This is a genomic window from Nonomuraea sp. NPDC049486 (assembly GCF_040676925.1).
Lineage (GTDB): Bacteria > Actinomycetota > Actinomycetes > Streptosporangiales > Streptosporangiaceae > Nonomuraea > Nonomuraea ferruginea.
Genome location: NZ_JBFAPV010000024.1, coordinates 68229 through 94468 on the forward strand (window position 1 = coordinate 68229; position 26240 = coordinate 94468).

The 26240-nt window shown below is 69.3% G+C and carries 16 protein-coding genes; 13 read left to right on the forward strand and 3 right to left on the reverse strand.

Annotated elements, in window-relative coordinates:
• Positions 1-10: 10 nt before the first annotated feature.
• From pglX to AB0K05_RS41410, 3 genes are all read right to left on the reverse strand, one after another.
• On the reverse strand, positions 11-3613 hold the full coding sequence (gene pglX, locus AB0K05_RS41400) for a BREX-2 system adenine-specific DNA-methyltransferase PglX (RefSeq protein WP_364236910.1): 3603 nt from the start codon (positions 3611-3613) through the stop codon (positions 11-13).
• Complete coding sequence (gene pglW, locus AB0K05_RS41405; protein WP_364236913.1) at positions 3610-8235, reverse strand: BREX system serine/threonine kinase PglW; 4626 nt, start codon at positions 8233-8235, stop codon at positions 3610-3612. Before pglW ends, pglX begins: the two co-directional genes overlap by 4 nt.
• A gap of 323 nt (positions 8236-8558) precedes the next feature.
• The gene (locus AB0K05_RS41410) at positions 8559-9365 is read right to left on the reverse strand and encodes an SAM-dependent methyltransferase (protein WP_364236916.1); all 807 of its coding nucleotides are present in this window, start codon (positions 9363-9365) and stop codon (positions 8559-8561) included.
• Positions 9366-9834: 469 nt separating this feature from the next.
• Here AB0K05_RS41410 and AB0K05_RS41415 point away from each other — a divergent pair, with 469 nt between their 5' ends.
• From AB0K05_RS41415 to AB0K05_RS41475, 13 genes are all read left to right on the forward strand, one after another.
• Positions 9835-11310, forward strand: coding sequence for an MFS transporter (locus AB0K05_RS41415; protein ID WP_364236919.1), 1476 nt, complete (start codon positions 9835-9837; stop codon positions 11308-11310).
• A gap of 9 nt (positions 11311-11319) precedes the next feature.
• Positions 11320-11532: a hypothetical protein gene (locus AB0K05_RS41420; RefSeq protein ID WP_364236922.1), complete on the forward strand. Its 213-nt coding sequence runs from the start codon at positions 11320-11322 to the stop codon at positions 11530-11532.
• A complete protein-coding gene (locus AB0K05_RS41425) occupies positions 11529-12284 on the forward strand; it encodes an SDR family oxidoreductase (protein ID WP_364236924.1) in 756 nt (251 codons plus the stop codon). Before AB0K05_RS41420 ends, AB0K05_RS41425 begins: the two co-directional genes overlap by 4 nt.
• 36 nt (positions 12285-12320) lie before the next feature.
• On the forward strand, positions 12321-13487 hold the full coding sequence (locus tag AB0K05_RS41430) for an isochorismate synthase (RefSeq protein ID WP_364236926.1): 1167 nt from the start codon (positions 12321-12323) through the stop codon (positions 13485-13487).
• Between the two features lie 23 nt (positions 13488-13510).
• Positions 13511-14173, forward strand: a complete 663-nt coding sequence (locus tag AB0K05_RS41435; RefSeq protein ID WP_364236928.1) for an isochorismatase family protein — start codon at positions 13511-13513, stop codon at positions 14171-14173.
• 68 nt (positions 14174-14241) lie between these two features.
• A complete protein-coding gene (locus AB0K05_RS41440; protein ID WP_364236931.1) occupies positions 14242-15831 on the forward strand; it encodes a thiamine pyrophosphate-binding protein in 1590 nt (529 codons plus the stop codon).
• Complete coding sequence (locus AB0K05_RS41445; protein WP_364236934.1) at positions 15828-17132, forward strand: hypothetical protein; 1305 nt, start codon at positions 15828-15830, stop codon at positions 17130-17132. The genes AB0K05_RS41440 and AB0K05_RS41445 overlap by 4 nt, the downstream gene beginning before the upstream one ends.
• Positions 17125-18696 (forward strand): hypothetical protein, encoded by a 1572-nt coding sequence (locus tag AB0K05_RS41450; protein ID WP_364236936.1) that lies wholly within the window; start codon positions 17125-17127, stop codon positions 18694-18696. Before AB0K05_RS41445 ends, AB0K05_RS41450 begins: the two co-directional genes overlap by 8 nt.
• A gap of 33 nt (positions 18697-18729) precedes the next feature.
• A complete protein-coding gene (locus AB0K05_RS41455; protein ID WP_364236939.1) occupies positions 18730-20073 on the forward strand; it encodes a hypothetical protein in 1344 nt (447 codons plus the stop codon).
• A gap of 26 nt (positions 20074-20099) precedes the next feature.
• Positions 20100-20792 carry a hypothetical protein gene (locus AB0K05_RS41460; protein WP_364236941.1) on the forward strand — a complete coding sequence of 231 codons (693 nt, stop codon included), beginning with the start codon at positions 20100-20102 and terminating at the stop codon, positions 20790-20792.
• The gene (locus AB0K05_RS41465) at positions 20789-22528 is read left to right on the forward strand and encodes a TraM recognition domain-containing protein (protein WP_364236944.1); all 1740 of its coding nucleotides are present in this window, start codon (positions 20789-20791) and stop codon (positions 22526-22528) included. Before AB0K05_RS41460 ends, AB0K05_RS41465 begins: the two co-directional genes overlap by 4 nt.
• A gap of 176 nt (positions 22529-22704) precedes the next feature.
• Positions 22705-23052 carry a hypothetical protein gene (locus AB0K05_RS41470; RefSeq protein WP_364236947.1) on the forward strand — a complete coding sequence of 116 codons (348 nt, stop codon included), beginning with the start codon at positions 22705-22707 and terminating at the stop codon, positions 23050-23052.
• A gap of 488 nt (positions 23053-23540) precedes the next feature.
• Positions 23541-26240, forward strand: a 2700-nt coding sequence (locus tag AB0K05_RS41475) for a hypothetical protein (RefSeq protein WP_364236950.1), incomplete at its 3' end; no start/stop codon positions are given.

A 26240-nucleotide genomic window follows, 5' to 3' on the forward strand; every position in this document is an offset into this window, starting at 1 on the left:
GCCGGTCCGGCTACTTCTTCGCGGTTCGACGTCCGCGAGCAGGCGCGGCCGGCCGCCAGTTGCGCAGGTCGTCGTCGGTCAGACCGTGCTCGCCCTGGATCTGCTGCCGATAGCCAGCGAAGAAGTCGGCCGGGGAGCCGCTGTAGAGCGCATCGAACTCGTGGTGCCACTGATACAGCCACGGCTGCAGCTCCAGCAGGCCCGCCAGGAACGGAGCGATCTCCTCGCTGGTCAGGGGCTGGTTGGTGAAGTACGTGGCCAGCGCTTGAGCCTGCTCCCGGTGGTCCCAGCCCGCCCACCCGTACAGCTCCGGGAGGCCGGAGGTGGTCGAGGGGTAGGAGATGAACCGCTCCTTGGGCACATCGAGCTTGCCGCGCGCCCGCCAGTAGGACGCCTTGACGAAGTCGGCCGAGGTGTACTTCGGCGGCACGGGGATGGAGTCGCGGATCTTCCGCTTGGCCGGCTCGTCCGGCGCGGCGTCCTCATGGCGCTGCAGGTCCCAGACGTGCTCCCAGTCGGCGCGCTTCTTCAGCCCGGACGGCTTGTAGCGCAGTGCAGCCAGGAAAGGCACGTGCTCGTAGGCAATCAGGTCGGCGACTACGGCCGCCAGTTCCCGGCGGGGGGCGTAGATGCCGGCGACGGATACGAACTCCTCGTCACGAGAGAGGGCGTCGATCAGCCTGGGGAGCGTGACGATGGTGGGCTGGCCATTGTCGTCGTACCAGTGCTCGCGCTTCTCGATGCGGTCCAGCAGCCGGGAGCGCAACGCCCTGTCCTGTAGCGCGTCCCACCCTTCGGTGGGCCAGCGCCGCTTGTACTCGGGCCGCTCGATCATCCCGATGGCTCGGGATGACTCGATAGCGTCGATGCGCTTCTGCACGATCTGCTTGTACGGCTCCGGCCAATCGGCCGGGATCTCCGTGATCATTGTGGACCCGTGGCGCGCGAACCACACAGTGGACACTTCGCCCCTAGCCACCCTGCGGGCGAGCGCGATCTCGAAGGCGCGCTCACCAAGAGCGAGTTTAGGGATATCAGACTCGTTCGGGAGGCGCAGATCCTCGGGGTGGAGTTTGTAGAGGGAGTAGACTTGCCAGTCCAATTCTTCCTGAAGCGCGATCATTCGAGCACGGATGGCCTGCCACCTTGCCTTACCTTCACGGAGGGCAGCAGCACTGGGGAGACTCGCTGCAGCGATGGCTGCAGGGCTGGTAGCGGCGGATTCTCGGGCGAGATCATCGAGGGTCGCGGCAAGAGCAGCGGCATCCTTGGCAGGAAGTGGGAACTCCTGGAGCTTGGATCCAGTGAATTCATAGAATCGTTCCCATTCGTCGTGCATGAAGCCACCCGTTCCTGACTGGCTTCCCTTATCGTGGCTCATCATCTTGAGCCAGAAGCACGCGGTGGAGCTATTGAGCAACCCAAGCAGCCATAGATGCTCCTTCTCGCCCGCATCCTCACGCAGCTTAATCACCGGCGCAGTACGATTGAAAAGTCGCCCCTCTCGGTCAAGAGCGAAGTGGTTATGGGTCGCCACAAACGCAAAACCAATTCCAAAAGTGCGACTCAATTTGCTAGTATAGTTCTCTAGATGGACATACCATGGCTTTCCATTTTCCGTAATATTCTTGCCGAATATCTTCCTCTGACGCAGACGGGTCCGATCAATCCATAGATGCCTAACAATAAGCTCATCAGCCTCATTCAAGGGTTTGGAGTTCTCGCGATCGGCGTATGGATTGCTCACCTGGATGAGGGTACGGAAGCTATAGTCTCTTACCCCATCGCCCACTACCATAGAGCGCACTCGGCCTACGTACCCATAACGTCCAACCGCTTCCTCGTCCGGCCAGAAAAAAATATCGTCAGCCCCTGTCGAGGTAGTTCGCCCAATGCTTGCCGCATGTTCTTTGAGTAGAGTGGCAGCAGCACGGTGAATTTGCTCCACCATCTCCAAGCCGCCATCGGCCAGAATCCACGGCTGCTTACCGAAATATTGCTCACGCCCGAGATCGTCGACTGAGACCCATCGACTGATCGACCCAGGTTTGTCGATCTGCTCTGTGATTGCCTGCCAAACCAAGCCCTCCTCCGGGTTCTCTGGCGCAACGGGCTCCCCCTGAACACTCCGCACGGTGCGGACGGTCTGAGAACGCGCCTTTCCTGAACGTCGCGTGCCGATGAGGATTACCGTTGGCGTCCCGTGCCCAGGAATATAAGCACTCGATGTATCGATGACCTCGGTCAACTCGACCTTGTGGGCGAAGAACTCCTCAATAAGCTTCGTCCCGAACTCTCTCTTCATGAATGAGTTCGCCGTGATCTGACCGACCATGCCGTACCCGCGCCCGTCAGTATCTCCCCGCTTAGCCAGCTCGAAGAAGCGCTGAGCGAACGGCACTGAGAGTGCATACGTCCCCGCGCAGGCGTTGTACAGCTTTCGATAGATCTTGTTGAGGCTGCCATCCTCCACCTGAATGTACGGAGGATTGCCGACCACGACGTGGTACCGGCCAGGCTTGAGGATACCCGGGTGCTTGTGAACGTCCTCTACTGCGAAGGCGAACTCCGCCAACGGGTCGCGCGGCACCTCTTCGCCCAGCGGCAACTCGAGCTGTCGCTCCTTGATGAGCGAGTCGCCGATTGCGAGGTGCATCGGCCAGTCGTACTTTGCGGCCTTCTCCAGGGTTCGCATGCCCGCAGCCGCCATCGCGGCGATCAACAGACGGAAGCGGGCGATCGCCACCGCGAACGGGTTCACGTCCACGCCGTGCACCGAGTCCAGCGCAACCCGTATCCGCTCGTAGCTGTCGACGTCCGGCCGGCGCTCGGCCCACAGGCGCACCAGCCGCCGGAACGCACCCAGCACGAAGTGGCCCGACCCGCAGGTCGGGTCGATCATCTTCAGCTCCTCGAAGCCGAACTCCCGCACCGCTGGGTCCATCGTCCGGTCGAGGATGAACTCCTCTACGAACTCCGGGGTTTGCAGCAGCGCGTACGTCTTCTTCGCGTGCTCGGACAGGTCCTGGTACAGGTCGCCCAGGAAGCGGGTGTCCCACCCCTGGGTGCCGTCCTCGCTCAGCGGATCGGCGAAGTTATGGATGAGCGTGCCGGTCTCGTCTCGCTCCCTCCAGAACTCGACCAGCGTCCGCGCCCCGTCATGCGAGAGCGGGATCTGGAAGAGCGGGTTGTGCACCCGGTCGAACAGCAGCCTGCCCGCCTGACCCTCGCCAAGGTCCGCGAAGGCACGTTCCAACCAACCGCGATACGTCGGGTCCGGGTCCTCCTCGACGTACGCCTCGTACCGCGCGTGGGCCAGGTCCCGGCGCTCGTCATCCGGAGCCGTCAGGTAGGGCTCGGAGATCAGCATGTTGTCCTCGCAGAACCTCACGAAGACCGTGCCGAGCACCCAGGCCACCGCGACCTGGGTGACGCGCTCGTCCAGCCAGGAGGTCCAGGTCGCCGCCGTACGGCCCAGCTTGCGTGCCTGGTCGTATTCGGCGCGCAGCCGCGCCCCGATCTCCGGCAGGGCCTTGACCTGCTTGGCGAGATCGGCCTCGACCGCCTTGACCTGCTGCTTGAGATCCTCCAACAGAGCCTTGCGGTCGATCATCTCGCCCCTTCCCACGTCTTCTGGTTCTTCGCGCCAGCTCGGTGTTCGTTACGCACCCATGCGTCGGGAAGCTGTATCCACTCCCCCAGCCCTGCCTGGTACGGCACCGCGACCGTGCCCAGCTTCGGCTCACGCCCGGGGTCGCTCTGCGGGCAGAGCAGCCAGAGGCCGCGCAGACCCTGCCGGGCCGCCTCCGCGAGCCGGTCCAGCAAGCCCATCGCGTCGTAACGGGCGAACACAGCGGCGTCGGTGAGCAGCACCGGGCCGGTGCCCGTCTCCAGCAGGTCACGCACCCGCGGTTCGATCCGGCCCCAGGCCGTACGGGTGTACTCGGCGAACTTCAGCGCCGCCCGCGTACCAGGCTCGGCGACGTCCGCACGGAGGATGGTCTCCCAGGTCGGCTTCGTCCCCGGAGGCACCAGCTCGTGCAGGGCCTGCAGGAACAGCCCGGTCATCGAGACCGTCTCGGCCCCGAACCTGCCGGAGGAGAGCTCGGCGATCGCCTGCCGGGTCAGCCCGGCGCGCACGGTCAGCACCCGGTACCCGTCGCGCCGAGCCGAGACGGTGAGCCGTTCCTCCGCGCGCACCGCGCCCGCGATCTGCGGGTCGTCGGCGTACCGGGTGATGCCGGCGTCGGCCGTGGTGTGCCGCCAGGCGCGCACGGTCAGATAGCTGGAGGCGGTGTCCATGCGCGTGGGCAGGTAGCGCAGGGTCCCGGTGTCCTCCCGGGTGGACAGGGTGAGGTCGAATCCGGCGTCCCGCAGGGCCTTGGTCAGGGCTCCTCCGGTCGGCAGGTCGTAGCTGCCCCGGCCGTTGGTCAGCTCGGGGAAGCGGGCGCGTACCCGCTCGTGGATGTCCTCGGCGGTCAGGCCCGGCTGCCGTCCCTCGGGCACGCCGGGGATGAGCCGCACCAGGCCCGCCTGCGTGAGCCTCAGGGCCCGCACCAGCGACAGGTTCCGAGGGTAGATCTCCAGCCGCGGGGTGGCTGCGGCGTTCCGGGAGGCGGCGACGGCCAGTTCGACCACGCGGCGCTCGTCCCACTCGATGGTGCCCGCCGGCGGGGTGATCGCTCCCAGCTCGCTCAGTACGGTGGTCGCGGTCGGCAGCGTGTCGAGTTCGGCGAGACGGTCGGCGGCCCGTCCCAGGCGGTGCGCGTAGTCGAGCAGGCCCGGAGCGGACGGGGTGTCGGGTGAGTCGTCCTCGCCGACCTCCAAGGCGAGCAGGCCCGCGCCCATCGCTTCGTCCACGGCCTCACGGTTGGCGGCGTGCCTGAATGCGCTCTCCTCCGGGACGAGCTGCTCGATCTCCGCCACGGCGCGGACCGCGGCCAGGGCGAGCGCGCGGCGCTGTTCGCGCCCCTTGATGCGGGTGCCGCGCCGTACCGCCAGGGCGTCGGCGATCTCGGCGGCTGAGGCGACCCGGCCGAGTCCTGCCAGCAGGTCCAGGATCTCCTCGCGAAGTGCCTGCACCGCGGGGAGTTTCTTCCACCTGGTCCGCTGGGCCTTCAGCATCTGCGGAATGCGTCCATGGCTGAGACCGAGGGCGTCGGCCACCTCCCGCTGCTTCGGCCAGACGCCGATGCCTGGTAGTTCGCCTCGCTCGTCGGGCAGGCGCAGAAGCAGCCGCACCATCTCGGCCTCGTTCTGGTTCGACCCGTTCTTCTTAAGCTCCGGGACCAGCAGCGCGGTGAGGGTGTCGAGGCTGACAGAGCGCAGGGCACGCTGTGGGAGGTCACCCGCGCCCTCGCCGGCGGCGAGGGTGTCCACCAGGGCGGACTCAGTGGCGCTGAGCCGCTGCAGTTCCTCTTGGGCGGCACGGCGGCCCTCCGGCGTGAGCGGAGAAACGGGTGCCTGGCGCAGGCGCTCGCCCCACTCGCGCTGGCGGCGCTGGATCTCGTTGCGCGTCTTGGCACCCAAGCCGGGGGCGTTGACGAGGTTGCGCTGGCTGTAGTCCAGCAGCTCGCCCACCGTCGTCACGCCCAGGCCGTACAGGAACGACTCGGCGGCCGGGCTGAGGCCGGAGGCCGACAGGTGGGTTTCTCGGGTCACCTCGGCGGCGAGCCGGTCACGTTGCTGCTCGGCGGACTCCGGCTCTACGGCTGCGATCACGGCGGTGGTCGGCTCGGCCTCGACAGGTGCCGGATGCCGGGAGCCACGGGGACCGGACGGCGCTGTCTCCGCCAGGTCCAGGAAGATCTTCTTCCAGGCGTCCCGCATCGGCTTGAGGTCCCGGAAGCGTTGTGCGGCGTCCCGGTGAAGGGCCTTGCGGAAGAAGGCGACGAGCCCGTCCCGGATCGCGGGGTCGAACGCGTCAGCGGCGATCGTCGGGTACGACCACTTCTCCGGGTCGGTCTGGCGGGGCGAGACCTTGCCATCACCCCACTTGGGCAACTCACCGGAGGCCATCTCGTGCAGGGTGACGGCGACGGCGTACCGCTCGGCGTGCGCGTCGTACACCGACCGCGTCAACGTCCCGGTGAACGGGTCAAGGTAACCGTCGGTGCCGGCGTCCGTCTCCTGCACCGGGTATCCGGCCAGCGAGAAGTCGATCAGCACCAGCTCGCGGGTGCGGTTGGGGCGGACGCGGATCGCGATGTTGTCCGGCTTGATGTCGCGGTGCCAGACCCCCTCGCCCTCCAGGAAGTCGACCGCGCCGAAGAGGTAGTCGCCGTACGCCTCCAGCTGGTCGATCTGGAGCCGGCCGCTCTCGCGCAACTGCCGCGCTACGGTTTCTTCGCGGCGACGGGTCCCGCCCGAGGCCTCTGCGTTCTCATCCGGGTCGCGTTCGTCGCCGACGTATTCCAGGATGAGGACCGTACGGCCACCGATGGTTAGCGGCTCCGGCTCGACCAGCCGGATGATGCGCGAGTCGGGGCGCAGCCGTCCCATGACCTCGGCTTCGCGAGCCAGGACCTCGCCGCGGCTGTCAGACAGGGCGACTTTCAGCACCGCGAGAGCACGGGCGCCCCGCACGGCCGGATCCGCCCGCAGATCGCGAACGAGGAAGGCGCGACTCGTGGAGCCGGTGCCCAGGCGGCGCCGTACCTCCCAGCGGCCGGCCAGCACGTCGCCCGCGACGGCCTCCAGCGGGTCCTTCTCCGGAACCTGCGCGGCATCGGTGTCGTGAGGGCCCGAGGTGGGAGCGGTCAGCGAGTCCTCGACGCACTCCAGCATCTCCAGGAACTCATCGACCGTGGCAAGCCGCCGCTCCGGCAGGTAGGCGGTGGCTGCCTGCACCAACTCGTCAATGTCCTCCGAGAGCCCGTCCACGATCGCGCTGGGCCTCAGGCCCTCCCCCGCCTCCAGGCGCGCCAGCAGTTCGGCCTGGCTCGCGGCGGGAGGCCGGCTCGTCGCCAGCAGGTAGGTGAGCACGCCGAGCCCGTACACGTCGAGGGCGATCGGGTCGGGGTTCGTCGCGGTCAGCTCAGGCGCAAGGTACGGGTCCGAACCTTCTGACAGGTGGATCGCCGACAGGGCTGTCGGGGCGAATCGCGTCATGCCCTGTGACGGCCCGCTGCCGCTGCGCTGCGTGGCGATCTGCCAATCGGAGATCTGCAGGCGTGGTGCGAGCCAGGCGGCCTCTTCCCCGATGGTCTGGCCCTTCCGGCCCCGGTTGCGGGGAATCACGTGCACGGAGCGGGCGGCCAGCGCGCGGTGATGAATTCGACCTGAATGGGCCGAGCGCATCGTCTCGGCGAGCTGCCTGACCAGGGCCATCCGGCCGAGGATGTCGAGCTTGTCGCCGTACTGGACCAGGTACTCGTCCAGGCGGAGGGTCTGCGGGTGGTAGTCGAAGATCAGGGCGGGGCCGGCCGAGTGGCCGGAGGGGTCGTACTGCTTCAGCTGGACGACACCGGGGTGACGGAAGCGGCGCAGGACGGCGGCCTCGCGCCGGGCGGCGTTCTCCACCGACGCGCGGATCGAGGCGTCCGAGCCGCGCTCTCGCAGGTAGATGCGGACGCGAGCCAGCTCGGGCAGTTCGCTGTGGCGGGCCAGGTAGTCGGCCCAAGTCGGGCCGGTGTCGAAGGACTTGCGCTCCAGGAGGTAGGGGCCGACCTTGTACTCCGCGTCGCTGCGGCGGATGCCGACCCGCTCCAGCGCGCCCTTGATCTCGCGAGAGTCGGTGGCAGTGATTCGTCGCCGTTCGTCTCGCGCGGGCTGCTGCAGCATCTCCACGAGCTCGTCGATCGTGTAGACGCCGTTCTGGTCGTGGGCGGGAAGGTGGATCCTGAGCGAGGAGTTCGTGAAGCAGACCGCTGCGGACACCCACACGCGCTTGCCGTACTGCCCCAGCAGTGCCGCCAGCTCCTTGGCCTTTTTGTTCACCAGGTGTAGCGGGTTGCCGTGGGGGACGCGGCGGCCATCCTTGGTGGTCTGCACCCAGGTGCCGTTCTCGGTGGTGAGGCTGCCGCGCCAGTCTTTCAGTTCGATCATGTGCACGCCACCGGGGGTAACCACCAGCAGGTCGACCTCTCGCACGTGGCCTGCGTGCGCGGTGAAGGTGAAGTTCGACCAAGCCCGCCACGGCTCGCCGTCCGGGAGCTTCTTACGGGTGGTTTCCAGCCCGCGGCGCTCATGGTCGAACTCGGACTCGGTGACGGTGGTCCACCGGCCTTCGAGCATGCGCCCCACTCCGCTGTCGTTCGCTGTGTCCTGCCGGCCGTTGCCCCCGAGGCCAAGCCAAACCCCGATGCTATCGGCGGTCCGTAACTTTTCGATGCACGATGAGTAAGAACGCTAGGGGAATCGCGGCATCGCTTCGTTGCTCTGGTGGCGGACACGAGAGCAACGAAGCACTTCGAACGGCATTGTTACCGTCTGGTCGGCCAGGAAGACGGGGCAGGAGGCCCACACGTGGCTGCGCAGTCGCTCGAAGGTGACCGCGGACTGGCCTGTCACGGTGCCGAAGATCCTTAGACCAGGACACCGGGAGGACATAGCGGCCTTCAGCGTTTGCGGGCCACACCGCCCAAGACACGTACCCGCCCAGGGATGAAGTCATCGGCGAGGCCGTCCGGCTGCCAGCGCTGCACGTCCACCATGCCCGGCGGCAGCAGTTCCCAGTCCGGCTGGTCGAAGAAGCGGGCGATCTCCTCCACCGTCCGGTACGTGATCGGGTTGCTGAGGTTGTTGGAATTGGTCGCCATCAAAATCTTGTACAGCTCCGGGTCCACGTCGGTCCTGCTGACATGGGAGAAGATCAGGTAGCTGCCTGCCGGCGCGGCCTCCATCAACCGGTAGACCACGCCGTAGGGGTCATCGGCGTCGGGCACGAAGTGCAGCACCGAGCACAGCACGACCGCCCACGGCTGGGCGGGGTTCAGATGCCGCGTGGTCTCGGGGTGGCTGAGGATGCCGTGCGGGTCGCGGACGTCAGCCTGGATGTACCGGGTTCGGTCATCGCCGATGATCAACGCCTGGGCCTGCGGCAGCACGCTGGGGTCGTTGTCGACGTAGACAGTCCGCGCAGACGGGGTGACCGACTGGGCGATCTCGTGCACGTTCTCCTGGGTGGGCAGGCCGGAGCCGATGTCCAGGAACTGGTTGACGCCCTGTTCGGCGAGGAAGCGGATGGCGCGGATCAGGAACTGCCGGTTGGCCGTGGCGATGGTCTTGATCTCCGGCGCGTAGGTCAGTCCCCGTTCGGCCGCGTCCCTGTCGACCTGGTAGTTGGTGGTGCCGCCCAGGAAATAGTCGTACATCCGGGCGGGAGAGGGAGAGGACATCTCTTCGTCGGGCTGTTGCGTGCGCACGCCACTCCTCGAGTCACAGGGTGATTTTCTCTGACATCGGGCCCGTCAAGATCATAGTGAGATCCCGTACGCGTTGGCGAGAAGATCTTCCGCAATCGGCTCGTGATCGAATTTATCGATCCCACACGCTGACCGGCGGTTCGCGACCGAGTGTCACCCCGATCAACACCTCGCCGCAACGGGTCCAACACCGGCCCTCCCTACCTTGCGGCAGGTGACCACCGAGGTAACGAGTAGCCCGTCCCCCGTCGCCGACTCGCACGCCCCGCTGGGCTTGACCCACCAACCACAGTACGTAGCCAGCAAGCCTCCAACCACACCCGATACACGAGAGCGGCCGAACTCGGCCGGCCGCCCCATGAGCCAGGCCCGTCCCGGCCTCCACCCCACCCGGGGCGGGCCTGCCAAACGCGGCAGCCACCGCGCGCGAAACCGCCGCGGACTGTTGCTCACCGCGTCCTGCACCGCCATGGCGGTGATCATGGCTGATGCGGGGGTGACCACGCTGGTGGTCGGCGAGCTGGCGACCGACCCGATGGCCGATCAGGTGCCGGCGTCCCAGCTCACCTGGGTCAACGTCATCAACTTCGCGGCCATCGCGGCGCTGCTGGTGGCCGCGGGCCGCTGGGCCGATGCGCTCGGCCGACGCGGCGTGCTCGCGGCGGGGGTGGTGCTGTTCAGTCTGGGAGCCGTCGCGGTCGCGTGGGCAGGAAACTGGCCCCTGCTGCTGGGCGGACGGCTACTCCAGGGGATCGGTGCGGCGATGATGTTGCCGACCTCGCTCGCGCTGCTGCTGGGCGAAATACCTCCTGCCCGCCGCCGTGGTGCACTGGCGATCTGGAGTGGCTGCTCCGGACTGGGCGTCACGGTGGCACAGGCTGGTGGCGGTGTGCTGATCGCCGCTCACGGCTGGCGGGTCGCCTACCTGTGCAGTGCGGGGCTGGCGATCCTGCTCCTTGCGGTCGTCCCCCTGCTGCCGAACAACCAGACGCGGACGGCCCGGCCCGAGGTGGCGGACACGCTCGTGCCCGCCGCCGGGATCGCGGCGGCGGTGCTGGCCATCTGGCACGGCGGCGAATGGGGCTGGACCTCGCCGCAGACCGTGGGCTGCATGGCGGTCGCCATCGCGGCGGCGGCCGTCAAGCTGGCGATCTCGCTTCGCCCCGCTGGAGACGGGCACTCGCTTCGGCGCCGTCCGAAGATGGCCGCAAGCACGATCGCATCCGCGCTGTTCGGGGCGGTGCAGTACACGGTCCTGGTGATGACTCCGCTGTACCTGCAGCAGATCCACGAGCTGGAGGTCGCGGAAGCGGGCTGGTGGCTGATCTCGATCTCGCTGACGGTCCTCGTCGCCGCGCCACTGGCCGGCCGGCTGGGTCAGCGGTGCGGCACCACTGCGGTGATCTATACAGGGGCGATCGCCGTGGTGGCCGGGTGCACGCTGTTGCTGGGCATCGGCGAGCTGTCGGCCGGGATGGTGCTCGCACTGGCGACCATCGGCGCCGGGATCGGCGCGCTGGCCACCGGCACCTTCACGGCGGGCACTCTGACGACCGAACCACAGCAGTTCGCCACGGCGGCCGGTGCTGTGACCGCAGCTCGCATGGTCGGCGGGGCGCTGGGAGTCGCGGGCTCGTCCATCTTGCTGGAACAGCCCGTACTTTCCGGCCCGCGCGCCGGTTTCACCGCGGTGCTCGTCGCTGTCATCGCCATCGCCTCGCTCCTGGCGGCCGCCGCCGTCTTCACCGCGCTGCGCGCCGCCCGAGGAGCCCATTCCCGGGAGAACACGAGGCGCATCCCAGCCGAACAGGAGGTGCAGGAGTTGCACCGGCTGCTGGCCGAACTGCGCGCCGCCCTCGTCCAGGTGCGCAGCGAAGCCGACTACGAGCTGTCCCGGCTGACCTCCGGCGTCCGCCCTGCGTACTCGTTGTCCCTTCACTCATAGGAGAACCACATGCCCTCCCGCCGACACCCCGGCGACTTGCTGGCCTTTCCTCTCCCCCGCCCCGCCTCCGATGCGCCCATCGAGGTGACCACCGCGCGCATCCCCGTGCTCAACGTGGCGTCCGCCGACCGGCTGTGCCGACTGCACCACGTCCGCAACGTCTGCCAGAACGCCATCACCGCCATCGACGCGGCGCTCAACGGTGAGGGCGGGACGGAATGACCGAGCATGTCGCGGGAATCACCGGCCGCGTCGCGCTGGTGACCGGAGCCGCGCAGGGTATCGGCGCAGCGATCTGCGCCCGGCTCGCCGCCGCCGGTGCCCAGGTCGGCGCGCTGGACGTTCAGTACGGCCCGCTACAGGACCTCCCGCACGTAACGGCCTTCCCGTGCGACGTACGGGACCCGTACACGGTCGAAGCCGCGGTCCGATCCATCGAGCAAGAGCTCGGCCCGCTGGCCATCGTGGTCAACGTCGCCGGCGTGCTCCGCCACGGCCCGCTGGTACAGCTGAGCGAGCACGACCTGTGCGAGCTGTTCGAGGTCAACACCCTCGGCACGATCCGGATCTGCCGAGCGGTGGCCGAGCCGATGGTGCGACGCCGCCAAGGCACGATCGTCAACATCGCCTCCAACGCCGGCCACGTGCCGCGCATCGGCTTGGCCGCCTACGGCGCGTCCAAGGCTGCCATCGTCGCCTTCACCCGGCACCTCGCGCTGGAACTGGCTCACGCCGGCATCCGCTGCAACAGCATCTCGCCCGGATCAACCGACACGGCCATGCTGTCCGCGCTCACCAGCGCCGACCAGGCGATCGCGGGCGACCCTGACCGATTCCGGCTGGGCATCCCCCTGGGCCGCGTCGCGCAACCGGCCGACATCTCCGAGGCCGTGCTCTGGCTTGCCTCCGAGCAGGCCCGCCACATCACCATGCAGGACCTCGTCATCGACGGCGGCGCGAGCCTGACCGGGTGACGCCCTCCGCCTTCCCTTTCGAGAGGAACCTCCACCGTGACCGTGTCCACGCCGCCACTGATCCCCATGCGCACTCCGGTGCCCGGCGACGCCCCCGTACCTCTGTCGATCGACATCACCCCGTCCACTTTGGTGATGAGCACTCCAGCCCATCTGCTGCTGGCCGACGACAACGATGAGCAGGCGCCGCTGACCGGCCCGCTGACGGCGCTGGCCAGCCAGGTCGCCACCGCCCTGCACCAGCCCGGCATGGCCGCTGCCGGACTGATCGCCTTCGACGCCGAGTCCTCCCGCCTGGCGCTGTGCAGCGCTCCCCGCTGGGCAGATCCGCTGCTCGCTCCGTACTGCTTCGGCTGCCGCCACCCGTCCTGGACGCTCAAGGCCGAACCCGAACCGGCTGCCTACCTGGCGGCGGTGCGGCAGGCCCAGGAGATGATCAAAGCCGGGCCGCTGCACAAGGTGGTCCTGGCTCGCACCATGGTCCTGGAGGCGGACCGCCCGCTCTCGGTAAAGGAGCTGCTCGCCCACCTACCGGGCCCCAACGCGCGGTACGTGTACGCCGCACCGACCGGTGAGGACACCTGGCTGATCGGCGCCAGCCCCGAGTTACTCGTCTCCCGCCACGGCCGGACCGTCGCCACCACCCCGATGGCCGGCTCGGCGCCGCGTAGTTTCGATCCGACCGTCGATCAGGCCCGCGCGCTGGCCCTGCAGGGCTCGGCCAAGGACCTGCACGAGCACCGGCTGGTGGTCGACGCCGTCGCCCGGGCGCTCGCGCCGTTCTGCGAGCACCTGTACGTCCCGGCCCGGCCGGAGCTCACCGCCACGTCCACCATGTGGCACCTGAGCACGCCGATCACCGGGCGACTACGCGATCCGGGCACGTGCAGCCTGACGCTGGCCGCCGCCCTGCATCCAACTCCGGCGGTGTGCGGCACTCCCGAGAACCTGGCCCGCGAGGTCATCGGCGCTCTGGAGCCCGTCGACCGCGGCTTCTACGCCGGCCTGGTCGGCTGGCAGGACGCGGCCGGTGACGGCGAGTGGGCGCTGGCGTTGCGCTGCGGCGTCCTGTCGGGCGACACGCTGCGCCTGTACGCGGGAGCGGGCATCGTCGTCGGCTCCGAGGCGGAAGCCGAGCTCGCCGAGACCAGCGCGAAGTTCTCCACTCTGCTGCGCGCACTGCGCGTCCACACCGACCTGTGAACCCGAACTGAAAAGGAGCTGTCGTGGCGATCCCTGCCATTGCCCCCTACATGCTGCCCACCCTGCCCGGCAACCGGCTGAACTGGACGTTCGAGGCGGACCGCGCCGTGCTGCTCATCCACGACATGCAGCACTACTTCCTGCGGCCCTACGAGATGGACGCTTCCCCCATCGCCGACGTGCTGTCCAACCTGCTGTCCATCCGGCGGCGCTGCGCCGAGCTAGGAGTGCCCGTCGTCTACACCGCCCAGCCAGGCTCTCAAGACCCCGCCGACCGCGGGCTGCTGGCGGATCTGTGGGGTCCCGGCCTGACCGATTCCAGGTCGGACACCGACATCTGCGCCCCGCTCATGCCGGAGCCCAGCGAGATCCTGCTGGCCAAGCACCGCTACAGCGCCCTGGTACGCAGCCCGCTGGCTCACCTGATGCGCAACTCCGGCCGGGACCAGCTGCTGATCGGCGGCGTCTATGCCCATATCGGCATCCAGGCGACCGCCGTCGACGCCTTCAGCAACGACATCAAGCCCTTCGTCCTCGGCGACGCGATCGCCGCCTTCAACGCCGAAGACCACCGGGCCGCGCTGACCTACATGGCCTGGCACTGCGCCCGGGTGGAAGCCACCCGTGAGGTGATCCGAACGCTGAGCGGCCGCGTGGCGCCTTCCTTGATCAACCCGCTGGCCTGACGCGAGAGGCACTTTCTCATGTTCATCTCTCATGTGGTGACGCGCGCCCGTGTATCCGGGGAGCTGCGGTGATCCCGGTCGCCGAGACGGTCGGCCGGGTGCTGGCAGCGCTCGGGGTCCGGATCGTCTTCGGCGTGGCCGCGGGCGACTGCCCGCTCACTCCTGCCCTGACCGCGCATGGCATGCGGGTGGTCGCCGCCCGGCACCCGAGCGGGGCGACGACCATGGCCGAGGCCTACACGCGGACCAGCGACGAGCCCGCGGTGCTGGCCATCTCGCAGGGGTCGGTTCTGACCAGTGCCATCACCGGCATCCTGGAAGCGGCCCACAACCGTACGCCCCTGCTGGTCCTCGCGTGTGAAAGGACCGGCGGCCACAGCGGCATGGCACGACAGGCGGCGTTGCTGACCGCCGCCGGGGCGCTCATCGAACCGGTCATCGACGCGGCCGAGACGGTCAGCGTCGTCGCCTGGGCCCTGCACGCGGCGCGCGCGCAGCGCCGCCCGCTGGTGCTGACATTGGCGCGGGAGGTGCTGGCGGCCTCCTGCCCGCCTCCGCCGGACGACCTGCTGGCCTCGCTCGGCGACCTGCGAGCTCCTGCACTTCGGGTGCCGGATGCCGAGACGGTCGCGCGCCTGGCGGACCGGCTGGCCGCCGCGTGCCGGCCGGTGTTCATCGCCGGGCGCGGCGCCCGGCACGCCGGGCGGGAGCTTGAGGAACTGGCCCAGCGCGCGGGTGCACTGCTCACCACATCCGCCGCGGCGCACGGCTTGTTCGCCTCCAGCCCGTGGAATCTCGGGATTGCCGGCGACTGGTCCACTCCGGCGGTCGCCGACCTGATCAACGATGCCGACGTCCTGATCGGCTGGGGGTGCTCGCTGCACGAGCGGACCACCCGCCGCGGCGCGCTCATCGCATCCCGAGCCCACGTGACGCAGGTCGACCTCGACCCAAGCATGCTCGGCGTCCATCGCACCATCGACCTCGGCGTGGTCGGCGACGTCGGGGCCACGGCCCGCGCCCTGCTGGAAAGGCTGCCACGCTCCCGTACGGGCTACCGCACCGAAGAGATCCGCCGCCGCATCAACGAGCAGTCCAGCTGGCACGACGTCGGCTACCAGCCGATCCACCTCGACGGCCGCATCGATCCCCGGACGCTGTCGCAACTGCTGGACGCGCTGCTGCCCGAGGAGCGGACGCTCGTCGTCGACCGCGGCGACTTCATGAGCCACCCGATCAGCCTGCTGCGGATCCCGGACGCGCAGGGGTTCTGCTCCTGGCAAGCATTCGAGGAAGCCGGGCTCGCCCTGGCCGGCGGCATCGGGGCGGCGCTGGCCAACCCGGACCGGCTGACTCTGGCGGCGCTCGGCGACACCGGCGCGCTGAGAGCAGCCGCCGAATTGGAGACCGCGGTGCGGCTCGCGCTGCCCCTGCTGATCGTCGTCTACAACACCAGCGACAACGGCCCGTACGGGCTGGTCGACCTGGCGGCGCTCGCGGCCGGCCATGGGTGCGCGGCGACCGTCGTCCGGCAGGGCCGGGATCTGAAGGCGGTTCGCGACTGGATGGCAGGGCCACGCCTCGGGCCGCTGCTGCTCGACGCACGCATCGCCTCGGTGCGGCTGCCCAACACCAGTTCCTGGAAGGAGGCTTCATGACGACCTTCTACGTGCTGGATCAGCTCGGTACGTCGTCCGCGGCCCGACTGAGCCAGATCGATCTCGCCCCCGAAGTGCTTCCACCGCACCCTCTGACGGGCGGCTGGTGGCAAGCACCCGCCGACGGCGCTCCGCATCCACTGCACCGAGCAGCCGAGCGGGCCGCCCGCCGCCAGCGGGAGCTGCTCAGCTACCTGTGGAACACCCACGTGCCGGTGGCCGACGTCGTGTGCGAGCGCGACCTGCGCCCCGGCCACGAGACCGTGACCGCCTACAGCGGTCTCCGCCTGCGCGATGCCGTCCACCACGTGTTCATCGGCGGCACCCCGCCCGCCGACTCGAGAGTGGACGATCTGCACGAGGTGACCGTCATCTCGGGCGGATGCCACTTCAGCACCCGCGCCGCCCGGCTGGTCACCGAAAGCGGCCGCAGCGTCCCCATCACCTCGCTGCGCCGCGATCAGGTCGGCGAACCGGTCGTGGGGCTGCGGCTGGACGACGACCTGACGGTCTCCGAGGCCGAGACCGCGGCCCGACTGCCGGCCGTGGGCGCGGGTGTGCTGTCACGTGTCCCGCCCGATGTTCCGGTCCGGGTGGTGCTAGATGTGCCGGATGCCGCCACCACCCTGACCTTGCTGCAGGCCGCGCAGCACGGTGAAGTCCCGGCAGGGCTGCTGCTGGAGTGGTGCGAGGCGGTCGCCGCCCGCCATCCCCGTCTGGTCGGCCTGCACTCCGAAAGCTGGCGAGCCGCCCTTACCTGCGCACCCAGGGAGCGACCGGTGCGGGTGGAGGGCTCGGCCGAGCTCGAAAGCGTCGGCGCCTACCTGCGGCACGCCCTGAGCTGTGGCCGGGTCCCGTCGACCGCGGAGCTGGTCGACCTCGTCGCGGCCCAGGACCGGCTCTGGCGGCTGCTCGTGCAGGTCGCCCCGCCCACGACCCCGGTCGAGCTGGCCGAGGTCAGCTACGTCGCCGCCCAGCTGCGCGCCGCCGTCTCCACGCCGCACGCTCCGCGGCTGGCGATCGCGGTGGAGAACGTCTACGAGACCAAGATCCAGCAGCGCTCCAGCGCCTTGGCCCGCGCCTTACGCGCCGAAATGCCCAACGCCCGCTTCCCTCTGGTCGGGCTCTACCCGCTGGGTCGGCTCTGGGTCCGGGACACCTCCGGCGCCATCCGGCTGAACCTGCACACCCACGACCCCGGACGCTGGGCGATTGACGAGCACGGCCACAAGATCGACCTGATCAAGCTCGCCACCGACCTGTATACGGCGGCGCCCCGTCCGCTGGCAGGTCATGGATGAACGGCGTGCGATCACCGTCCCGGTCATCGCGAAGCCGGCCGGTACCCCTTTCATTCCAGGAGAGCCGATGTGGCACTCGCTATCGGACGACGCCCGCGAGGTCATCGAGGACCTGCGGCACCGCTACGGCGACCGGCTGTACGACTACCTGCGAACCGTGCTGAGCTCCGGCGAGGCCGGGCTCGCCCTGGCCGGCACGCTGGTGTCGGCCTGCTTGCACGCGGAGCGCGTGGTCGACGATGAGCACCTGCGCGCCTGGCTGTACGGGCTGGCTCGTGCGCACCGTACCTTGGCCGCCCAAGAGGGATCTGCGTCGCACCTGGACCAGGACGGGCCGCTCGGTGAGGCGTTGGCCGAGCTGTCACCAGGCCAACGCGAGGTGCTCGATCTGGCCGTACGGCATGAGCTGTCTGACTTCGAGATCGCCTTGATCTTCGACGTCGGCGCGGTCCAGATTGAGGCCCTTGTAGCCGAGGCACGCGAGCATGTGGAGGCATGGCTTGCGGTGAACGCCGCCGGGGCTGACCTGGCCCGAGACGCGCCGATCCTGGCCGCGCCGGACACGTTGACCGATGAGCTGCTCCTGGCCGAGCCGCTCGGCGAAAAGGAAGCGCTGTGGCGTGCGGACGGGTTTCCGGTTCAGCCATCGCTCCTGCCCGACGCTCGGCACACGCCCAGCATCCGGCTCCCGGCTGCGGCCGACGACCGGCCGTTTCGGAACTGGGAGCAAGGCAGCGAGCATGTGGAGGAGTTCTGGCGGCGGCGCCCGGACGAGGCCGATCCCGAGGCCCGCCTGTCCTTGCGTCCTGTGGTGCCGACGCTGCGGGTCTGCATGATGGTCGTCGGGGTGGTCGCGGGTGTGTCGCTTATCGGCATGGCCTGGTCGGGACTGCACTCAGCCCGCCAGGCACCAACCTCGGTTCCTGCGGCTGAGACGATTACCCTGATCGCCACGCATCCGCCGTTCGAACCGGCGGTCGAAGAGCCGCCCCTTGTGGCGACGTCCGCGCCCGTACCCCACCGCACCGGGTCTCCTTCGGACGATCGCGCCAGTGCCAAGCCCAGCCCCGCCGTCACCCGTACGGCCGATCCGGATCAGGCAACCGGGCGTACCGGTGGGCAGGACCCGACAGGTCGCGCCACCACCACGAGCAGTCGCCGGTTGCCCAAGCCCGCCGCGCCATCCGCGCGGGTCTTTCCGACCGGCATCAGCCTGGGCGCGGCGCGGACGGGCTCGTTTACCATCGAGTTCTCTCCGGGCAGCGGCCGCGTGGTGTCGGCCTCCGCCAGCGACGGCATGGTGGTCGACGGAACGCGCTTCATCGTCAGCGCGCCACAGGCCAAGCCGGGCTGCTCCTCGTCGAGAGGCGCAGGGACGATCACGCTCACCTGGCGCGCCACCAACACCGGCGACGGCAGAATCTCGGCCGGCACCACCACCGCGAGCGGTACGGCCACGGTCCACGTGAGCTGGACCATCGCGGCTGACAAGGGCATCTGGATACCCACCGGCAACCACGTCGGCGACGGCCAGGGCCACTGGTCGAACTGCCCCCACGGCTGACCCTCTTCGAACGCCCTCCCTGGAGCATCCCAGATGAGACAGTTCTTCTCCGGCATCACCCGGCGAGAAGCGCAGTTCACCGTGGCCGGCAGCGTGCTGGCGCTCGTTGTGTGCATGCCGCTCCTGGCCAGGGCCGACCCCGGCATGATCCCCGGCAACAGCCCAGCGGATCCCGGCGCCGAGCAGGCCATGGACGTACAGCGTGGCGATTCCTGCCGGGACCTGCTGCCTGCTGATACTCCGACCCATGTGGTCTGCCATTGGCTGACCCCACCGCAAGACGCCGCCGAGGTCGCCGCGTTCTGGGCCGCCGACGGCGGCGCCAACCTGGAGGCCGCCGAGCCGCTGTCCCCCACCGCCTCCGCCACGGTGCGTCCCAGCCCTCGCCGATCGGCCACGACGAGTTCGACCTCGGCCCCCACACCGACGGCCACTCCCGTCGAGAGCCTGTCGCCCGACGCCACTGCGAGCCCTGCGGCGACAGACCAGCCGGGCACCGCCGCGATCAAGGCCGCACGGGCGGCCGGGCTGCGCATCTGGGTGGAGAGTGACCTTGCGGACGACTATCTCGCCGGCGCCACGCGATTCCGGACAGCTCTGGACGCGCTCGCCGAGGACGCCCGTCAGCCTGGCGTGATCGGCGTCAAGTTCGCCGACAACCTCGCCTACAGCGGGTTCACGAGCGCGGACGACGTCGAGGCCTTTCTCAGCCACACCGTTGCAGTCTTGCGCCAGGCCGTGCCCGGTAAGCGGCTCGCGATCGGCGTGGTGGTGCCCGAGCTGGGCTGCGGCGCGGCCACCGCCTGCGTCGCGGCCATGCGGGACAAGGCACCGCTGGCCACCAAGGAACTCGTCGAGCGCTACATCAAGGCGAGCGCCGTCGAGCAGGTGTACGTCTCCAACGGGCTGTTCGCCTCCGCCTACCACCAGCATCAGCTGCACGACCCGAAGACCGGCAAGCAGCAGCCCATCACACCCGCGATCGCCACCCGCGCCCAATGGCTGAGCATCAAGGCCCTCGACTGGGACACGCTGGCCCAGATCAGCTCGCGCGAGTACGGCCTGGCCCACAGCGGCACCGCTGCCCCCTGGGACGACGCCCAGGCCACGGCCCAGATCAACGCCCGCATCGGCACCGTCATCGGACTGGGCGTACCCACGGTGACGCTGTGGGGGCACCACGCCGTCGACGGCGGCCGCACCTACCGGCTGCTCGACGCCGACCTGGCGAGCAACCGCCTGTGGTCGCAGCTGATCCGCCAGCAACTGCGCGAGCGGCTCTCGGTGGTGTTCGACCCGCGCTCAACCGAGCTCGGCATCCGGCAGGACATCGCCGCCCTCAGCAAGGCAGCCGGCGAGATCTTCATCCTCGTGTGAACCACGTCGAAAGGGTGCGACACCTCATGCCGTCCGACCCTCCGAACCTGCCCGACGGCCGCTTCGACGGCGACGAAGGCCCGGCCGCGTTCGCTGACGTCGGCGCCGGATACCCCGTCGAACTCGGCCCGGACAGGCGGGACTCGTCTGCGGACGGCGGGAAACCGGACGCGCCTCTCACGCCGATCAACACACGCCGCCTGCACCACCCACCACCCGCACCTGCCACAGAGGACGAGGACGAGTTCGAGCCGGCCCGCACCGACTGGCGCAAGCTCATGCCTCTAATGTGCACCCTGGCCGCCGCCATCGGCCTCGGCACCTGGCTGGCCCTCGCCCCCCTGGGACAGCACACCACCGAACCCGACGAGCCTTTCTCGTACGCGCAACGCACCCCGCCCACCCGCCACCCACCGACCACTGCCGAGCCCAGCCCCAGCCCGACCGTCAGCGCGACACGCACCTCGGTGTCCCCCCGCCGGACCGCCTCCACCAAGCCCCGCCCATCCCCCACCTCGTCGGCCAAAAAGCCCAGCAGGCGGGCATCCAGCAGGCCCGCCGTGACCGTCACCAAGGCGGCACGTGCCGCACCCACCCGCACAGCCCCCACCCGTGCATCCCGGCGCGGCGGGCCGGAGGAACCACCGGGCACACTGCTCGCTCCGACCTGTCTGACCTGGGCCGAATGCCACGACGGACCTCCCCGGGGACGCCGATGACCACGGGGTTGGCCGGTAACGGCTGGCCGCAGTTCCCGCACACGGGCGTGCTCGTCGCTGCGGTCGCTGCCCTGATGGCCGCTTCGGTGGCCGCCGTAGCCGTCCACCGCCTGCGTAATCCGCGTCGCCGCCAAGGGTTGGCGTTGTGGTGGCGGCTGCGTCTGCGGATGTATCCGGGCGCGGGCTTCGCTCGCCGTCTGGAGCTTTACCTGCACTACGGGCTGCCCTCCGCTCGCAAGGTCGCCCGCCACGCGCGCCCGTCGGTGCGGAGCTGGTGGCGGCGGCGATTGCTCGCGCACAGCGAGATCGCCCTGTTCCTCGGCTGGGCGCAGGGCTGGATCTTCCGCATGCGTACGTACGCCACCTTCGAGGACGGCCTGCTGTGTCTGGCTCCGCAGAAGGAGGGTAAGACCGCTCACCTGGCCGGGCGCATCCTGGACGCACCGGGCGCGGTGATCGTCACCAGCATCCGTGACGACATTGTCGGCCTGACCGCCGGGCTGCGCGGCGAGCGCCGTCGCGTCCACCTGTTCAACCCTGACCGGTTCGGCACCTGGGCCTCCACCGTCCGGTGGTCCCCCGTGGACGGCTGCCACGACCAGGCCACCGCGATCCGGCGAGCCGCGCACATGGTCGCCGCGGCGGAGACCGGCGGCGTGTCCGACGAGGGGTTCTGGACCAACCAGGCCGCGATGGTGCTGGCCTCGCTCATGCACGCCGCTGCCCTCGAACGGCTGACGATGGAACAGGTCTACGCCTGGGCGCTGGACGAGGACCCCACACCGCTGAAGATCCTCACCCGCCCCCGGCCTGGGCTCGACACCGACCGCGCCGCCGCCCTGGTGCGCCGCTATCACACCCTGCACGTCCGTACGCGCGACAGCATCTTCCTCACCCTCCGCCAGGTGCTGCGCTGCATGGACGACCCGGCCATCGCCCACATGATCTGCCCCGCTCCCGGCGAAGGGCTCGACCTCGACGAGCTGCTGCGCCGCCGGGAAACCCTGTACCTGATCGCCGGCGACGACGTCACCCCAGCCATCCCCGTGCTGTTCACCACCCTGGTCGCCGAACTCCACCACCACGCCCGCGCGCTTGCCTCCCGCCGCCCCGGACGCCGGATGGACCCGCCGGTGCTGTTCGTGCTGGACGAGGCGCCGGAGGTGTGTCCGATCCCCCGGCTGCCCGGCTGGCTGGCCACCGCCGCCGGCTCCGGCCTGGTTTTCATCGTCGCGGGCCAATCCCAGGCGCAGTTCCGCCAACGGTGGGGGCCTGAGGGAGCCCGAACCATCTGGAACAACGCCAAGGCCAAGATGCTGTTCGGCGCCACCTCCGACCCCGAAGACCTCAAGACGATGTCGGAGCTGTGCGGCGAGATCGCGATGCCGTACTGGGAGACATCGATCGACGAGTCGGGCCGGCGGCTGCACACCCGCCGCTGGGAGAACGTGCCCGTGCTGCCGCCTGAGCAGGCTCGCCGGCTGCCGACCTGGCGGGCTCTGGTCCTGCGCCGCAACGCCACTCCGACCATCGTCCGTATCGAGCAGATCTGGAAGCGTGCCGACTACAAGCGCTGGCGCAAGAAGGGTCAGGTGCCGCTGCCGGCCCTGAAACCGTCGGCGCTCACCTCCACCGCTTGCCAGCTTTCTCAACCCCCGGCCACTATGAGCCGCCGCCCCCGTCTGGCTCGGCCGTGGCACGTCCGCGACGACGAACCGGACGACCACCGACAGTGACCGGCAGCCGCAATGACGGCGGAGACGACGCCCAGCCGGAGATCATCACTGGCCTGGCCGCCGAGCTGGAAGAACTCGCCCACACCGTCGCCCAACTGAACACGTCCCCCAGCCGATCCGAGCGCTCCAGCGGCAAGCCGCCCGGGGGAGCTCCGCGCCCCTGGTGCTGGCCCCGGATGTCGCATCAGGAGAAGGCCGAACGCCTGGCCGAACTGGCCGACTGGGTCCGTGACGTGCTGTTCGCCTGGCCCGACGCCCCCCGAGCCATCCTGAGCTGCTGGCCCCGCCACTGGGACGTCATCGAAGAGCTGTCCATGCTGTACTGCGCCTGGCGCACCGCCTACACCTGGGACGGCGCCACCTCCGGCGAAGCCGCCTACTACCTCGACCGGCTCCGCCCCAGCACCGCCGAGCGCCTGCAGACCCGCATGCGACCTTGCAGCCAACACCACCAACCGGACGGCCCCCCACGCGACGACGTTGACATCGTCGACCGCACCATCACTGAGCTAGGCCTGCTATAGAGTCCGCGACCAGGCGGGATGTGCCCGTCCCCGCGTCCGTACCGTGAAGGACCACGCCCACTATGCCGACTCCGCCGTCCAGCGCGTCCTCCGGTGCTTGGGCAGCCGGGTCACATCACCACTTTCCGGATCCCACCGGAACACGCACCGAATAGCCGAAAGGCACGTGACCACCGGGACAAATCGGCCTTTCTTTCCTAGCGGATCACTCGGATTGCGCCTATTTGCGGTAAGCGGTGCCCGAAACCGTTCTGTGACCCATCTCACACCTGCTGGTATGTCGTATCCGCAACTTCACGGTTGACCAGCATCCATGACCCTCGTCAGCCCGCGACCCCTGACTGAGCGTGTCGGGTAAGCGACACTCCCGCTGTTGACCGATCTTCGTGAGTCGATCACATTCCCAGTGATCGTCTTATTGCTGCTTTATGGCGCATAAAGGCCTCTTTGCCGGGGTCTGCGTCAGCGTGCCCTCGAAGGGATCCGACATGCGCGCATGGTTCGCAGCGCTGCTCATCGGCCTGGCCTGCTTGGTACTGATCTCCAGCATCGGCGTGCCGGACGTGCTCATCCCGCAGGCAGCCGCAGCCGAACCTGATCCGGAACAGTCGGTGCGAGGGCGTGACGTGCCCGGCAAGAAGGCGGCCAAGGGCGCCGAAGAGTCCGTGCCCGAGGTGTCGCGTGAAAAGCCGGTCTGGCCCCAGGCGGGCACGGCCGAGGTGGACCTGCCCCAAGCCGGGGAGGCGGCGGCCGAGAAGCTGTCGGTACGACTCGGCCAGGTCAAGGGAACCGGGCCGGACCGGGTCAAGATTGAGACGCTGGCACCGGAAACGGTGCGCAAGCTGGGCGGCGTCGGCCTGGCCGCCCGGATCATCCGCGCCGACGGCGAAAAGGCGGCGGGCCAGGTCCGGGCGGAGTTCTCCTACGCTGCCTTCCGTGACGCCTACGGCGGCAACTTCGCCAGCCGCCTCCAGCTCGTCCGGCTGCCGGTGTGCGTGCTGGAGGAGCCGCGGCCGCGCTCGTGCGTGACCCGGCCGCAGGTCGTGCAGGCGGTCAACGACGTCCAGGCCGGCACGCTGACCGCCGAAGTCGACGCAGCACCGGCGGACGCTGCCCCGGCCGTCGCCGAGCCTGTGACGGGCAAGGACAAGCAGGCGGCGGCCAAGGCCAGGACTGCAGCACTGGAGGCACAGCTGGCCGCTGGGTCGGTGTATCTGCTGGCGGCCGGGCTGACCGGACCGGACGGCAACTGGGGCGCCACCGACCTGAAGCCGTCCGGCACCTGGCAGGCGGGCACCTCCGGCGGCGGGTTCGACTACGACGTGCCGCTCCCCGAGGCGCCCTCCCCGGCCGGGAACGGGCCGGACCTGTCGCTGCAGTACGACGCCTCGTCGGTGGACGGGCAGGGCCGGTGGACCAACAACCAGTCCGGCGTGGTCGGCGTGGGCTGGGACCTGAACGCCGGGTTCATCGAGCGCCGCTACCGCCGCTGTTATGTGGACAACTGGTTCGACGACAACTCCGGCGAGCTGATCTGGTGGGCCGAGGAGCTCGGGATCGGCGGCGGGGCGCTGTGCTGGGAGTCACCCGACCAGAATGACGGGGACCCGGCCACCAACGACCAGACCCAGTCAGAGCTGGTGCTCTCGGCCGGAGGCCGCTCGGCCTCGATCGTGCAGGACCGCGACACCGGCGCGTGGAAGACGGTGCCGGACTTCGGCTGGAAGGTCGAGCAGGTCGCCGGCGGCGCGGACGGGCAGCCGTACTGGAAGATCATCGACCAGGACGGGCAGGTGTGGCGGTTCGGCCACAACCGCGACGCCCAGTGGCAGACCCCGTACATCGGCAACGAGCACGACCCGTACGTGGTGGCGGACGAGCCGTGCTACGAGCGCTACTACTACGACGAGATCCCGCCCACCTGCACCGGCGTGTGGCGGTGGAACCTGGACCAGGAGATCGACCGCAACGAGAACGTCATCGACTACTCCTACACCCGCGAGACCAACTACTTCTGCCTGCCCTCCTGCGGGCACGAGACCTACCGGGTGCTGCCGTATGACCGGGGCGGGTTCCTGTCGCAGGTGGTGTGGGGGCACAACACGCAGGTGGCCGGCAGCCAGCCGACCGCCCGCACGGTGTTCACCACGGCGGCGCGCGACGGTGAGGACGTGCCCACCGACCTGCACTGCGACAACCCCGCCACCTGTACCAACGACGCGATCGCGTTCTACTCCACCCGCAAGCTCACCACGGTGCAGACCGAGTCGCGCAACCCGAGCACCGGCGAGTGGGACCCGGTGGACCGGCTCGACCTCACCCACGAGTGGATCTACCAGCGCACCGACTTCGCCTGGGCTTATGACCAGGTGATGTGGCTGGACACCGTGCAGCAGACCGGCATGGCCACCGAGCCCGAGGTGATGCTGCCGCCGCTGGACTTCGACGCGGTGATGCTGGCCGGGAAGATGGACTACGACAACTGGTCGGACTGGACCGACTTCCTGTCCTGGCGGATGGTGCCGCGCATCGCCGCCATCGGCAACGGCATGGGCGGCCGCATTGAGGTCACCTACGGCCAGGCCGACCCGTGCGGAGGCGGCAAGGGCCGCGTCGGCGGCAACTACCTGACCGACAAGGTCGGCGACTGCTACCAGGTCGACATGGGCAGCGACCCCGACCAGGGCTACGAGACGTGGAGCCGGTTCTTCAAACAGCTGGCCACCAAGGTGGTCGAGCGCGACATGGTGGCCGGCTCGCCGGACGTGGTCCACCAGTACGAGTTCCTCGGCGGGCCCCGCTGGATCGACCCGGACCAGTTCGCCGAGCCCGGCCAGGCGCCGGACAAGTCCGAATGGCGCGGCTACGGCCAGGTGCGCACCATCACCGGCTCGGGCAGCGACCCGGCCGGCTACACGGTCGACACCCGTACCTTCCTGGGCGGCACCGGGCAGAGCGTCACCGACTTCGACGGCAACACCATCACCGACGCCCCGCTGCTGCAGGGCCAGGTGCTGCAGGAGCAGTCGTGGACGATGACCGCGCTCAGCCCGCGCGCCTACACCGAGGTCGACTCCACCCGCTACGAGTACACGATCACCTCCACCGGCACGGGCACCGGGGAGCGGCAGATCGCGCTGGTGCTGGCGACCCGCGAACGCTCCCGGGAGAAGCTGAGCAACGGCAAT